Origin of the sequence: uncultured Oxalicibacterium sp. (assembly GCF_913776015.1) — a bacterium.
Lineage (GTDB): Bacteria > Pseudomonadota > Gammaproteobacteria > Burkholderiales > Burkholderiaceae_D > Oxalicibacterium.
In genome coordinates, this window is sequence record NZ_CAJYMD010000067.1 from 16,113 (window position 1) to 30,529 (window position 14,417).

The window sequence follows — 14,417 nt, forward strand, 5'->3', positions numbered from 1 at the left end:
AATGGCACAACAAAATCGCACTCGCATTCAATCTGGTCGTCCGTACCCACTGGGCGCCACCGTCGACGGCTTCGGCACCAACTTCGCCGTTTTCTCCGCCCATGCGGAAAAAATCGAACTCTGTCTGTTCGACGCCACCGGCCGCCGCGAAATCGCGCGCTACGAACTGCCCGAATGCACGGACGAGGTATGGCACGGTTATGTGCCTGAGGTACGCGCCGGCCAGCTCTATGGGTATCGCGCCTACGGCCCGTACCAACCCGAACAGGGCCACCGCTTCAATCCGCACAAGCTGCTGCTCGATCCCTACGCACGTCGTCTACATGGCCATGTGCGCTGGAACGATGCACTCTACGGTTACAAGGTTGGCCACACGCGTGGCGATCTGTCGTTCGATCGTCGCGACAGCGCGCACTACATGCCCAAGGGTATCGTCACCGACGACAACTTTCAGTGGGGCCGCGACGAATCGCCTGATGTGTCGTGGGACCAGACCGTGTTCTATGAAGCACATCTGCGCGGTCTGTCGATGAAGCTTGATGGCATTCCCGATCGCGAGCGCGGCACCTTCGCGGCACTGGCCGATCCGTATGTGATCGATCATCTGATGAAGATTGGCGTGACCTCGCTCGAACTGCTGCCAGTGCATGCGATCCTGCAGGATCGTCGTCTAGTCGAAAAGGATCTGCGCAATTACTGGGGTTACAACACGCTGTCGTATTTCGCACCAGAACCATCGTACTTGTCCGACGGCTCGCTCAATGAAATGCGTCGAGCCATTCGCCAGTTGCATCTGGCCGGCATCGAAGTGATTCTCGACGTGGTCTACAACCACACCTGCGAAGAAAGCGAAATGGGGCCGACGCTGTCGTTCCGCGGCCTCGACAATGCCAGCTACTATCGCCTGCTGCCCGACAATCCACGTCATAGCATCAACGATACCGGCTGCGGCAACACCGTCAACATGTCGCATCCGCGCGTGATCCAGATGGTGATGGATTCGCTGCGCTACTGGGTGCAGGAATTCCACGTCGACGGTTTCCGTTTTGATCTCGGCGTCACGCTGGGGCGTGAAGCCAACGGTTTCGATCCGGGCTGCGGCTTCTTTGATGCACTGCGACAGGATCCGGTCCTGTCACAAGTGAAACTGATTTCTGAACCTTGGGACATCGGTCCCGGCGGCTACCAGATCGGCAATCATCCTGCCGGCTTTGCCGAATGGAACGGCCGCTTCCGCGACGACGCCCGCCGCTTCTGGAAAGGCGATGCCGACATGCGCGGCGCCATCGCGGCGCGCCTGCTTGGCTCGGCGGATCTGTTTGCACATCATCGTCGTCGTCCGTGGGCCTCGGTCAATTTCATCACGGCACATGATGGCTTCACCCTCAACGATCTGGTCAGCTACAACGAGAAGCACAACGATGCCAATGGCGAAGAAAACCGCGATGGCGCCAACGATAACGAAAGCTGGAACTGGGGCGCCGAAGGACCGACGGATGACGCAGGCATCAATTACACGCGTGAAAAACTGCGCCGGTCGATGCTGATGACACTGTTCTTTTCGAATGGCACGCCGATGTTGCTGGGCGGTGATGAATTCGCACGCACGCAGCAGGGCAACAACAACGCCTATTGCCAGGACAGCGATTTGTCGTGGATGGACTGGACACAGGCGGAAAGCGATCCTGGCAAATCGCTGATCGATTTCACGCGCCGCTGTATCGAAGCACGTCGTGCACGTCCTACCCTGCATGCCTCGCGCTTCTATACGGGCGATCTGGAAATTCTGCCCGGCCTCTACGACACGTCATGGTTCGACGAATTCGGCCAGCCGATGACGGAAGAAAGCTGGCGCTTTGCCGAAGGTCGCCTGCTGGTTCTGCGTCGCGTGGCGCGCATCGAAGGCAAGCGCAACGCCGACAGCCATGTCACGGCTTCGCTTCTCCTGCTCAATGCCCTGTGGGAAGACCGCGAATTTGTGCTGCCGGAGCCGGTACTCGACTGGAAGGTATTGATCGATGCCGGCCAGAAGGATGGTGAAGAACCGCTGCATGTCATCGAGAACAACCGTATCACTGTCGGCTCGCACAGTGCTGTCTTGCTGGTGGCCGATAATGTCCGCGTTTGAGTCGTTGCCTTATTCCTTTGGGCCGCAAGCACGTGGCTCGGGACGCGTGCTGTTTCGCCTGTGGGCGCCAACCGCCGATCAGGTCAATCTGATTCTGGATGGCGACACGCTGCACGCCATGCTGGCGCTACCCGACGGCTGGTATGAGGTCGAAGCCGCCTGCCAGCCGGGCGCGCGGTATCAATTCGAAATCGTGCAGGAAGATGGCAATACTTTGCGCGTGGCCGATCCGGCGTCACGTCTGCAGGATGGCGACGTGCACGACGCCAGTATCGTTGTCGATCTGCGCGATTACCACTGGCAGTATCCGCTTTGGAAAGGGCGGCCGTGGCACGAGACGGTACTGTACGAATTGCATGTCGGTGCCTGCGGCGGTTTTACCGGCGTACAGCACAAGTTGCCGGAACTGGCAGCACTCGGCATCACCGCCATCGAACTGATGCCGCTGAACGACTTTCCGGGCCAGCGTAATTGGGGGTATGACGGCGTGCTGCCGTATGCACCCGATACCAGTTACGGCACGCCGGCCGAACTCAAGGCGCTGATCGATACCGCACATGGGTTGGGCATGATGGTGTTCCTCGATGTGGTCTACAACCATTTCGGCCCGGACGGCAATTATCTCGGCGCTTACGCCAAGGATTTCTTCCGCGACGATATCCAGACGCCGTGGGGACAAGCCATCGATTTTCGTCGGCGCCAGGTGCGGGATTTTTTCACCGAGAATGCCTTGTACTGGCTACGCGAATACCGCTTCGACGGCTTGCGTTTCGATGCCGTGCACGCCATAAGCGAACAGGATTGGCTGGAAGAAATGGGCCAGCGCGTGCGCCATGAAATCGGCGGCGAGCGATACGTGCATCTGGTACTCGAACATGACGACAATGCCGCCCGCCTGCTCGGCCGCACCGTCGATGCGCCATTCGATGCACAGTGGAACGACGACGGACACCATGTGCTGCATACATTGCTGACCGGCGAAGGCGATCATTACTACCGCGATTACTGCGACCGCCCGGCGCACAAGCTGGCACGCTGCCTCGCCGAAGGCTTCGTCTATCAGGGCGAGCCGTCGCCAATTCGCGACAACGCCTTGCGCGGCGAATCCAGCGCGCATTTGCCGCCGTGGGCTTTCGTGCTGTTTTTGCAGAATCACGATCAGATCGGCAATCGTGCCTTCGGCGATCGCCTGACCACGCTGGCGCGCCCCGATGCCTTGCGGGCGGCAATGGCACTGCTGTTACTGTCGCCGCAGATTCCTCTGTTGTTCATGGGCGAACAATGGGGTGCGACCGAGCCCTTCCAATTCTTTACCAGCTACACGAATCAGGAACTGGCGGATGCCGTGCGCGACGGTCGCCGTCAGGAATTCGCCGGCTTCGCCGCCTTTGCCGACGAAGCACAGCGCGAACGGATTCCCGATCCGAATGCGCGATCCACCTTCGAATCATCGCTGCCTTCGTCGCAAAGCAAGGATGCAGCGCAATGGCAGGCATGGATACAACGACTACTAACCCTGCGCAAAACACAGATCGTGCCGCATCTGGCGCATTGCCGTGCGCTCGGCGCCACTATCATCGGCGAAGCCGCCGTGACCGCACGCTGGCAGCTCGATAATGGCAGCGTGCTGTCCATCGCCATCAACTTGGCTGCACAGGCTATCACCGTGCAACTGGACATGATCGCCCGCACCGGCGGCGCGGAGCTACTGTTTGAAACCCCCGGGGTATTGCAGGCACTGGAACAGAATTCCCTGCCTGCCGATTCCTTCATTGCCTTGCTGGAGCCTGCTGCATGAATGCCCGAATGAACGACGACCGCTCCCCTGACGAGAACGCCGCCCTGTTGCAACTGGCGGAAGCAGCCGGTCTGTCGGTTGAATGGACGGATGCCTTCGGCCAGCCGCAACGCGTGAGTACCGACACGCTGCGCACGGTTCTCACTGCGCTGCAACTCGATGCACACGATGACGATGCCTGCGCCATTTCATTGCAACAGTTACAGGAAGAGGAACGCCGACTCGCCTTGCCTCCGCTGATCACAGCCGTTCAGGGGCATGACATCGTCTTTTCGCCACTGGCCGCGCTTCACGGCGAGCCCTATCGGCTGATGCTGGAAGATGGCAGTGAACGCACGGGCACGCTATCAACGGCAGTCGACAGCGCAGCACGCATGACAGCCATCGACACCATCGGGTATCACCTGCTGACGATCGGCGAGCGCCATCCCGTCACGATTGCGGTCGCGCCACCGCGCTGCTTCAGCGTGGCCGACGCAGCCCATGCACGCTCTCCCCACCTTTGGGCACTGGCCGCGCAGTTGTACTCCTTGCGTCGCGCCGATAGCGACACGACATTGGGTGATGCCGGCATCGGCGATTTCACTGCACTCGAACAACTGGCAAAATCGGCAGCGCGACGCGGTGCTTCCGGCATCGCGATCAGTCCCGTGCATGCGATGTTCAGTGCCAATCCCTGGCATTACAGTCCTTACGGCCCATCGAGCCGCCTGCTGTTCAATGTGCTGCATATCGATCCCGCCAGCATTTCTGGCGAAGCCGCGCTGCGCGATGCGATTGCGCATCTGCAAAACGATGCGACGCGGCTGCAATTGCAAGCCGACGAATTCGTCGATTGGCCGCACGCCACGCAATGGCGCCTGGCCGTATTGCGGCACCTGTTCGATCACTACGACATCCATTCCGAAGGCTGGGAGACATTCGCACGCTTTCGCGAAGAAGGCGGTACAGCCATCGAAGATCATGCACGCTTCGAAGCTCTGCACGTCGCCATGCGCGCGCAAGGCATCGAAGGCAGTTGGCATGACTGGCCGGAAGAACTGCGCGATCCACGCAGCGATGCCGTCGCCGAGTTTGCGTCCACCTATGCCAATGAAGTCGCGTTCTATGCCTTCCTGCAATGGCAGGCAGCGCTTGGCCTGCAACGTGCTCAACAAGGCGCACGCGACAGTGGCATGGCGATCGGTCTGATCACCGACCTGGCCGTCGGTGCCGAAAGCGGCGGCAGCCAGGCCTGGAGCCGTCAATCGCAAATGCTGAACGGTCTGTCGGTGGGCGCGCCGCCCGATCTGCTGGGTCCGCAAGGCCAGAGCTGGGGCATTGGTGCCTTCTCGCCACGCGCGTTGCGTGAATACGGTTTTCAGGCGTATATCGAAATGCTGCGTGCCGCCTTCCGTCATGCAGGCGGCGTGCGCATCGACCATATTCTCGGGCTCGCGCGCATGTGGCTGGTGCCGCAAGGTCAGCCTGGCACGGAAGGCGTCTATCTGCGTTATCCGTTTCAGGACCTGATGCGCCTGATCGCGCTTGAAAGCCATCGACATCGTGCCGTCGTCATTGGCGAAGACCTTGGCACCGTGCCTGCGGGTTTCGATCGTACGCTGGCCGATGCCGGACTGATGGGCATACGCGTACTGTGGTTCGAACATGAACACGGCATGTTCCGGTCGCCGCAACGCTGGTCGCGCGATGCGATTGCCACCACGGCCACGCACGATCTGCCGACCGTCAAAGGCTGGTGGCAGGGACGCGATATCGATTGGCGTGAAAAACTCAATCTGTTCGCCCCCGGCGTGCTGGCCGCCGATGAGCGTGCCGCGCGCCAGGAAGACCGACTGCGCTTGTGCAATGCCTTGCGCTACCAGTATCCGGAACGACAGTTCGATTGCGACAGCAACGAACCGCCGCTCGATGCGCTGCTCGAATTCGTCGGCAGCACACCGGCACCGCTGGTCATGATTCCACTCGAAGATGCGCTGGGGCTGGTGGAACAACCGAATCTACCCAGCACGATAGCCGAACATCCGAACTGGCGTCGGCGCTTGCCCGGCACGGTCGATACCATGCTCGATCAGCCGGATATCGCCGCACGACTTGACGCACTCGACCGTGCGCGCCCATCACAAGGACACCATTCATGAGCATCCCCCGCGCCACTGCGCGACTGCAACTGCACAAGGATTTCACGCTCGACGATGCCGCTGGCGTCGTCGATTATTACGCGCGTCTGGGCATCAGTCATCTGTATCTGTCACCCATCCTGACCGCCCGCCCCGGCTCCACGCACGGTTACGATATCGTCGATCCCACGCGCATCAATCCTGAACTCGGTGGCGAAGAAGCCTTGCGCCGTCTGGTCAACACACTGCATGCCGCCGGCATGGGTCTTATCATCGACATCGTGCCCAATCACATGGGCGTGGGCGGCGCGGATAACCCGTGGTGGCTTAACGTGCTTGAGTGGGGCCGCCACAGCCGCTATGCGCGCTGGTTCGATATCGACTGGAATTCGCCCGATCCCACGCTGAATGGCAAGATCCTGCTGCCGTTTCTTGGCGATCAATATGCACAAACCCTGCGCTCTGGGGATCTGAGTCTGCAATTCGATGCGGACAGCGGCTTGTTCTATTTCGGTTATTTCACACACCGTTTTCCGCTCTCTCCCGATTCGACGATTCGCGTCCTGCGGCATGGCGGCGCTGCACTGAAGAGTACGGCCAGCGACTACGCCGAAGTCCATCCCGAAAACGACAATGCGTTCGATCTGCATGCGCAACGCGCCGTCATGCTGCGCGAACTGGCGCAAACAGAGGAAGGCCGCGAAGGCATTGCCCAGGCTCTGGCATCGGTCGATTCCGATATTCCCGGCGGTGTCGGACGTCTGCATCGCCTGCTCGAACGGCAAAACTACAAACTCACGTGGTGGCGCAATGCGGCAGAGGAAATCAACTGGCGACGGTTCTTCGAAGTCAGCGATCTGGCAGGCGTACGTGTAGAACTCGACGATGTGTTCGATGCCACGCATGCGGTGATCTTCCGCCTGTATGCCGAAGGACTCATCGATGGCGTGCGTGTCGATCACGTCGATGGCCTCGCTAATCCACCGGCTTACTGCAACGAACTGCGACGTCGTCTGATGGCACTTGCAGCGCAACGTCCGGCCGACAGGCAAGATACGCATCCGTGGATCGTTGTGGAGAAAATTCTCACGCACGGCGAAGCGCTCTCAACCGACTGGGGTATCGATGGCACCACCGGTTACGAATTCATGGATCAGGTCGGTGCCCTGTTGCACAGTCAGAACGGGCTGGCTGCGCTGAACAAGCTGTGGATCGAGGTGACTGGCGACAACGACAGCTTCGCTACCCATGTCCTCAATGCACGTCGTCAGTTGCTGCGCGAGAATTTCGTCGGGGAATTCGCCGCGCTCACACGCGCGGTGCATGCTGTCGCACGTACCGAACTCGACACACGCGATATCTCGCAGGCAGCAATACACCGCATCCTGACCGAATTGCTGGTTGCGTTCCCCGTCTATCGCACCTACAGCCACGGCAACGGTCGCAGCGAAACCGACAATGTCATCATCGAACGCACGATTACCGAAGCGCGCCGCAACCTGTCGCCCCAGGATCAACCGCTGCTCGATACGCTGGTCAGTCTGTTCGATGCCGACAACATCGATCCCGATGCCAGTCCGGATGCCCTGCCTCTGCGCCAGCTCGCCGTACGTCGCTTCGAACAACTGACGCCGCCGCTGGCTGCCAAATCGGTCGAAGACACAGCTTTTTATCGTTATGGCCTGCTGCTGTCGCGCAACGAGGTCGGCGCCGATCCCGCGTGTTTTTCATCGAGCATTAACGATTTCCACGCGTTCAATCTTGATCGTGCCCGCCAATTCCCGCATGCCATGCTGACCACCGCCACGCATGATCACAAGCGCGGCGAAGATGTGCGTGCACGACTGGCCGTACTCAGCGAAACACCGGATGACTGGGCCGAAAGCGTGCGACGCTGGAAGCGTTTGCATACCGATCTGCGCGTGCGCTTGGCAAACGAAGACGATACGCCGGAAGTGATTGCACCGGCACTCAACGATGAACTCATGCTGTACCAGATGATTCTCGGTGCGTGGCCGTTTGAATTGCGCCCTGACGATCAGGATGGACTGCAAGCCTATGCAGAGCGGCTGGCTGCGTGGCAGGAGAAAGCGCTGCGCGAAGCCAAGCGCCATTCAAGCTGGGCCTTACCGAACGGCGATTACGAAGCTGCCTGTCGCCAGTTTTTGTTTTCCCTGTTCGACCGCGAACGCAGCGCCAGCTTCCTCGACGATATCTACGCCTGGGTAGCACGCGTTGCCACGGCTGGCGTCGCCAACAGCCTTGCGCAAACCCTGTTACGCCTGACCGCGCCAGGTGTGCCCGATCTGTACCAGGGCACCGAGTTCTGGGATTTCAGTCTGGTCGATCCCGACAATCGTCGCCCCGTCCATTACGATGCCCGCCGTCTGTTGCTGGCACAGGAAGATCAGGTCTGGGATCGTATCTGCCATCACCGCAGTTGGCATCAATGCCAGCTCAAGCAACCGCTGATTCATGCTGCGCTGCAATTGCGCAAGCGCCAACCCGGCCTGTTTTCCGATGGGGATTATCTGCCGCTGACTGTTGAAGGGCCGCTGTCCGATCATGTGATTGCCTTCATGCGACGTCATGAGAACCATCACATGCTGGTACTGGCACTGCGCTACAGCCTTGAACTGATCAATGACGATCTCTCGCTTCGCCATGAAGCAGGCGATGTACCGGGCCACACGGTGCTGATCCTGCCGCAGGCGCTGCAAGGCGATCACATCAATGTGCTCAATGGCAAGCGCGCCAACCTCAAGGATTCGCAGATCGATATCGTCAACCTGCTGGGGGACTATCCGGTGGCGTTGATCGTGCCAAGCTGACGACGCTAGTTGAAATCAGGGGGCTCAATCTCTGGTTTCGCGATCAAGGAAGGTGAATTTTTCTATTCGCAACGAGATTGCCCTCGACATCGAAGGCAATCGATTGCACATTACGCTGCATTGCTGCCCCTACTGTCACAGTGCACTGAAGCATAAAAGTGCAAAAGATTGAGCTATTCACACTTCTCAAACATTACCCACAAAACAAAAACCCGCCAGTCAATGACCGGCGGGTTATGTATGCAGAAATCCGTCGTGACTGCAGTTTACTTCTTGCGGCTGGCTGATCGGTCCGGTTCCCGCTGCACACTGTCCTTGCACTGTGAGGACAGCGGCGCATCGTTGTTCTGATAGGTGGTTGCCCCCCGCAGACTGACTCTGCGATTGGAATCGGGACTTGCAATAGTGCTACTCGGTGGGCCGTATTGCCCATACAAACTCGTGTTCGACTTTGCTTTCGCAAGGTTGGCACGAGTGTGATGTTGGTTCGCCATGTCGCTTCTCCTTGATGAGGTGAACAGATCGGCTCTGAAGGCATGAACCGGATCGGCTGACATGCACTCCATCGGACCATCATGGTGCACGCTTTGTCCTGTCTGCCCTATCAGCGGATTCCCAAACCTTTGTAGGACTTTCTGTTGAAACGCAAGCCTCTGTTTTTCAAAGGAAATTTTCTTATCAACAGAGAACGCTTTTCTTTCGCAATTGCATACGTATGTGCGCCTGTTCACAGACCATGGCCACCGTTTTTTCTTAAGTTATAGCCTTGACCACGCGGATGCCATCCCTCAAGCCTATGCCAGTCTCGATTCTCATCGTCGAACATTTCCCGGTCGTACGTGCAGGCATACGTCGCTGGCTGACTGCCACGCCCGATTTTGCGATTACCGGCGAAACCCCATCGGCCGAAGAAGGGCTGCGTATGGTCGAGCAATTGCGTCCTGACCTGCTGCTACTCGATCTGGTTGCGTTGCGCCGTTTCGGTTACGAACGTCTGCCCGCCTTCCGGGCCAATCAACCACTGCTGCCCGTCATCCTGCTCAACAGTCGTTCGGAGAATTTCCACGGCATGGAAATGATGTGCAGCAGTGTCAACGGCTACTTTCCTTCGGATGGCGATGCAGACGAACTAATCACCGCGATTCGTACCGTCTGCAGCGGCAAGCGCCATGCAGTGTCGGCACAACGTCATGGCAACGAACATGCAGCCATGCGCCACCAGCGGCTGAGCGCGCGCGAGTTGCAGGTATTTCACAGCATGTGCCGTGGCGAACGGCCGACACAAACTGCCGATCGCCTTTCTCTCAGCCTGTCCACCGTCAATCGTTATCGCAAGCTCGTCTGCCGCAAGATGGGGGTTGATGGCGTGCCCGGCCTGATCCGTTACGCGATCGATCAGGGCATCGAAGTCTTCCCCGAATAGACCTCGCATTCTCGATATGCATGCGCCGCACTTCTTTCCTACGGCGAAATAACTTATGCTCTTGATAAACTTTGTGGGCGTGATGGAGTCAGTCCAGCAGGGACTTGTTTTCCTACGCGTTCAATGGCCAGCAAGGGAGCATCATGCAATACATCGGAGGAATCGATATCGGCGGGACCAAAATGGCGGCACTGATTGCCGACCGCGATGGTCCATTGGTCCGCATCAGTGAAGCCACGGTCAAGCTGGGTACCGAGCGTGCTCCAGCCGAACAAGCCATGACCATGTTGAAACTTGCCTGCGAAAAAGCCGGCATTACACTCGCCGATCTGGGCGCCGTCGGGGTCAGCTCATGCGGTCCCTTCGTGCGCAACAACGGTTTCATCGAACTGGTCGCACCGAACATTTGCGGCGGCATCGGCAATCGTGGCGACCTGCTCAACGAATGGCAATCGGTCCCGCTGGAAGCGGTGCTGCGCGAACATTTCTCCACCGTCGTTATCCAGAACGATTGCGTGGCAGCCTTGGCAGCCGAACGCGCCTTCGGTGCCTTGCAAAACGAAGACAACTGCGCCTACGTGACGTGGAGCACCGGTATCGGTTTCGGCCTGTGCGTGGACGGTCGCCTGCTGCACGGCAAGAATGGCAATGCCGGTCATGCGGGCCACATGTTACTGACCGACCAATCGCAGGCGCAATGCGGTTGCGGCAACTTTGGCGATGCCGAATCGCTGGCATCAGGCCGCAATCTCGAAGCGCAATACGGTCGCTCGCCGGCAGACTTGTTCAATGCTGTCAAGGAAGGCGACGTCAAGGCGCATGCGGCCGTCGTGCATGCCGCCAAGTGGTTCGGACGCGCCCTTTACAACGTAACGGCAACGCTCGACCTGAAAGTATTCGTAATCGGAGGCAGCATCTGGCATCACCACGGCGACTGGCTGGAGCCAATCGTGAAGGAAGAAATCTGCGCGCACATGCCAGCCTTGACGACAGGCGTACAACTGATCCAGCCTGCACTGGATTCGCATGTGGCCGATATTGGCGCGCTCTATCTGGTCATGCCGGAAGCATGGTTGATCTACTGGCGCTCACAATCGCTGTGGCAACGCGTGGCGGAAGTGGATCTGGCCTGAAAATATTCGGAACGTTTTTAAGAAAAGCGGCGCATCATGCGCCGCTTTTTTCTTCATCCTCAGTAGGCAATTGCCCCTTCCGCCTCGTGCTGCAACAAGGACACGCCTGAAGAAGTGGATTTGCGCGGACGAGTAGCCGCGATATTCAACGAATCGGAGCGGGATGTCTTGAACACCGAGATAGAACGCATCAGGTGCACAGTTTGCTCCTCAAGACTGGCGGCGGCAGCGGCGGCTTGCTCCACCAGTGCAGCGTTCTGCTGCGTAGCCTCGTCCATTTGCGTCACTGCCTGATTGACCTGCGCAATACCCTGACTCTGCTCGCGGCTTGCCTCGGCAATTTCCGTCATGAACTCATTGACATGACGTACCGACGTGACGATTTCGGCCATCGTCTGCGTGGCCTCGCCTACCAGACGATTACCTGCCTCCACTTTGTTCACCGACTCATCGATCAACAGTTTGATTTCCTTGGCGGCCGAGGCGGAGCGCTGTGCCAAATTGCGCACTTCGGCGGCCACCACCGCAAACCCGCGCCCCTGTTCGCCGGCGCGCGCTGCTTCAACGGCTGCATTCAACGCAAGGATATTGGTTTGAAAGGCGATGCCATCGATCAAACTGATGATGTCCACAATCTTGCGGGCGGATTCGCTGATTTCACTCATGGTGACGCCAACCTGCCCGACGACTTCACCGCCTCGTGCAGCAACCTGCGAAGCGGAAACCGCCAGCTCGTTGGCCTGTGTAGCACTCTCCGCATTCTGTTTGACCGTCGTTGAAAACTCTTCCATGCTGGCAGCGGTTTCTTCAAGGCTGGACGCTTGCGATTCGGTACGGCCCGACAAGTCCATATTGCCGCTGGCGATCTCGCGTGTGGCGACCATGATGGTATCCACGTTACTGCGCACATCCCCCATGACAGAACGCAAATTGACATTCATCTGCTGGAGCGCACGCTGCAACTGCCCCATCTCGTCCTGCCGATCGACATCGAACGTCGTACTCAGGTCACCACCGGCCACGGCATTGGCTGCATCCGTCAGATTGCGCAATGGACGCACCAAGCCTGTGTACAAGCTGTTCCAGAACCAGAGCATTAGCAGCACGGCCAGACCCAGCAAGGAACCAAACCCGTAGCGAAGCACCTCATGCTCGGTAGCATAGATGGCACCGGCACCAAGTAGCGTCGTCAAAATCAGCAATGTACTCATGCCGATCACAAGGCGTTTTCCCAGACCAATTTCCCGCAACGCAGCCAGTTTGCCGCCCAACCCGGTAGAAACAACGCGACCGCCACGCAAGGCGATGCCGCGCGCTTGGCCGCTGCGCATGCGCGCATACAATTGAGCCGCTTCTGCAATTTGCTGTGCAGTTGCCTTGTTGCGGACCGACATATAGCCAACAACCTGGCTGCCCTCCCGTACCGGCGTTGCATTCGCATGCACCCAATAGAAGTCGCCATTCTTGCGACGATTCTTGATGACACCGTTCCAGGGACGACCTTGTTTCAGCGTCTGCCAAAGATCGTAGAAGGCCTCTTCCGGCATGTCGGGATGACGTACCAAATTATGCGGCGCGCCCATGAGTTCGTCTTCGGTAAAACCGCTGGCCTCGACGAAAGCGGGGTTGAAGTAGGTGATGCGTCCTTTGATATCGGTCTTGGATACCAGCGATGTCCCCTCGCTCAACACATACTCATTGTTCGTCACCGGCAAATTGGTACGCATCGTCCTCTCCTTTATTTAATGAATGATTCAGCTCGGGGCAGGAATTATCACGCCTAGCTGCTATGCAAACTGTCGCGCTTTCATACGGCCGACTTTTTGATATAAATCAAATCTTACCAATAAAAAACATGAATTAGTTAATTTAAACAAATAAATATCGAATTTGTTTATTTTGTTTAAAGCTTGTCGACTGCGAGCAACCGCAATCCACGCGATAATCAACTCTTCCTATATATAAAAGCACGCCTATGTCTTTCCCCGACGCCCGCGAGCTTTACGCGGCACTCAATCTGTTCGGCAAATCCGAACTGGGCCGTATTCTCGTGACATTGACGACCATCATCGTCACGGTACTTATCGTCAAATTTTTACAAAAACGCGCACGCCTGCAAGGCGCAACCGATATTGCACGGCAACGCCGTAATCTGGTGCTCGCCAAGAATCTGGTTCTGCTAACCGCCGTCATTCTGGTCGGCGCAACCTGGGCATCGAAGATCGCCGGTGCGGCGCTGTCACTTGCGGCAGTGGCGGGCGCCATCCTGATCGTCAGCAAGGAATTTCTGCTGAATCTGCTTGGAACGGCCATGCTGGCGATCTCGCGCCCTTATCGCATCGGTGATTTTGTCGAGATGGAAAACATTTCGGGACGTGTGCTCGACTCGGACCTGATCGCCACCACCGTCGCCGAAACCATGGAAGGCAACCAGTTGACCGGCCATACCGTCAGCATTCCGCACTCCATCCTGCTGACAAAACCTGTGCGTAACCTGACCGCCACCGGACGCTTCACCATCAACATGTTGCCGGTCGCCATTCATCCCGATGTGGACATGCACTTGCAGGAACAAGCTTTGTTGAAAGCGGCGCACGACATCTGCGGCGGCTGGATCGAAGAAGCCAATCGCCACTTCGAACGCCTCGAATCGCGTGAACTGGTGACCCTGCCTTCGGCCGAACCGCGCGTACTGATCGAGCTCAAGAGCGTCAAGGAATACACTTTTTCGCTACGCTACTGCTGCCGTCCGAACGAGCGCGTCAAGGTCGAGCAAGCGATCATCCGGCAATATCTGGATACGCGCAGTGCTTATGTCGCAGCCAAAACCGATGAATAAGTGGTGGTCCGCGCCTCGTTACAACGATGCACCATTGCATCGTCGTTGCGGTGTTCACTACGTACGTCACAAGGAAGGACTGTCTTTCACTTGACTCACAGGCAGGACGATCATGCGCCGTCCCGGTTTTCGACGTAAAAGTCTT

At 58.1% G+C, this 14,417-nt stretch carries 8 protein-coding genes; 7 read left to right on the forward strand and 1 reads right to left on the reverse strand.

Translation table 11 applies throughout. The features are described from left to right. The first annotated feature begins 1 nt into the window (after position 1). The 6 genes from glgX (at position 2) to QZ725_RS11700 (ending at position 11,433) form a co-directional block, all read left to right on the forward strand. A complete protein-coding gene (gene glgX, locus QZ725_RS11675) occupies positions 2 to 2,128 on the forward strand; it encodes a glycogen debranching protein GlgX (protein ID WP_293779701.1) in 2,127 nt (708 codons plus the stop codon). Next, positions 2,115 to 3,926, forward strand: a complete 1,812-nt coding sequence (gene treZ / locus QZ725_RS11680; RefSeq protein ID WP_293779703.1) for a malto-oligosyltrehalose trehalohydrolase — start codon at positions 2,115 to 2,117, stop codon at positions 3,924 to 3,926. The genes glgX and treZ overlap by 14 nt, the downstream gene beginning before the upstream one ends. Continuing rightward, positions 3,923 to 6,067: a 4-alpha-glucanotransferase gene (gene malQ, locus QZ725_RS11685; protein ID WP_293779705.1), complete on the forward strand. Its 2,145-nt coding sequence runs from the start codon at positions 3,923 to 3,925 to the stop codon at positions 6,065 to 6,067. Before treZ ends, malQ begins: the two co-directional genes overlap by 4 nt. Further along, positions 6,064 to 8,877 (forward strand): malto-oligosyltrehalose synthase, encoded by a 2,814-nt coding sequence (treY, locus tag QZ725_RS11690; protein ID WP_293779707.1) that lies wholly within the window; start codon positions 6,064 to 6,066, stop codon positions 8,875 to 8,877. The genes malQ and treY overlap by 4 nt, the downstream gene beginning before the upstream one ends. Before the next feature lie 766 nt (positions 8,878 to 9,643). Further along, a complete protein-coding gene (locus tag QZ725_RS11695; protein WP_293779709.1) occupies positions 9,644 to 10,300 on the forward strand; it encodes a response regulator transcription factor in 657 nt (218 codons plus the stop codon). A 143-nt stretch (positions 10,301 to 10,443) separates the two neighbouring features. Then, positions 10,444 to 11,433 carry an ROK family protein gene (locus QZ725_RS11700; RefSeq protein WP_293779710.1) on the forward strand — a complete coding sequence of 330 codons (990 nt, stop codon included), beginning with the start codon at positions 10,444 to 10,446 and terminating at the stop codon, positions 11,431 to 11,433. A gap of 59 nt (positions 11,434 to 11,492) precedes the next feature. On the opposite strand, the gene QZ725_RS11705 is transcribed toward QZ725_RS11700, so the two are convergent. Beyond that, positions 11,493 to 13,160, reverse strand: coding sequence for a PAS domain-containing methyl-accepting chemotaxis protein (locus QZ725_RS11705; RefSeq protein ID WP_293779711.1), 1,668 nt, complete (start codon positions 13,158 to 13,160; stop codon positions 11,493 to 11,495). Positions 13,161 to 13,408: 248 nt separating this feature from the next. Between QZ725_RS11705 and QZ725_RS11710 the strand changes: the two genes are divergently transcribed. Further along, on the forward strand, positions 13,409 to 14,272 hold the full coding sequence (locus tag QZ725_RS11710; RefSeq protein WP_293779712.1) for a mechanosensitive ion channel family protein: 864 nt from the start codon (positions 13,409 to 13,411) through the stop codon (positions 14,270 to 14,272). The last annotated feature ends 145 nt before the right edge of the window (positions 14,273 to 14,417 follow it).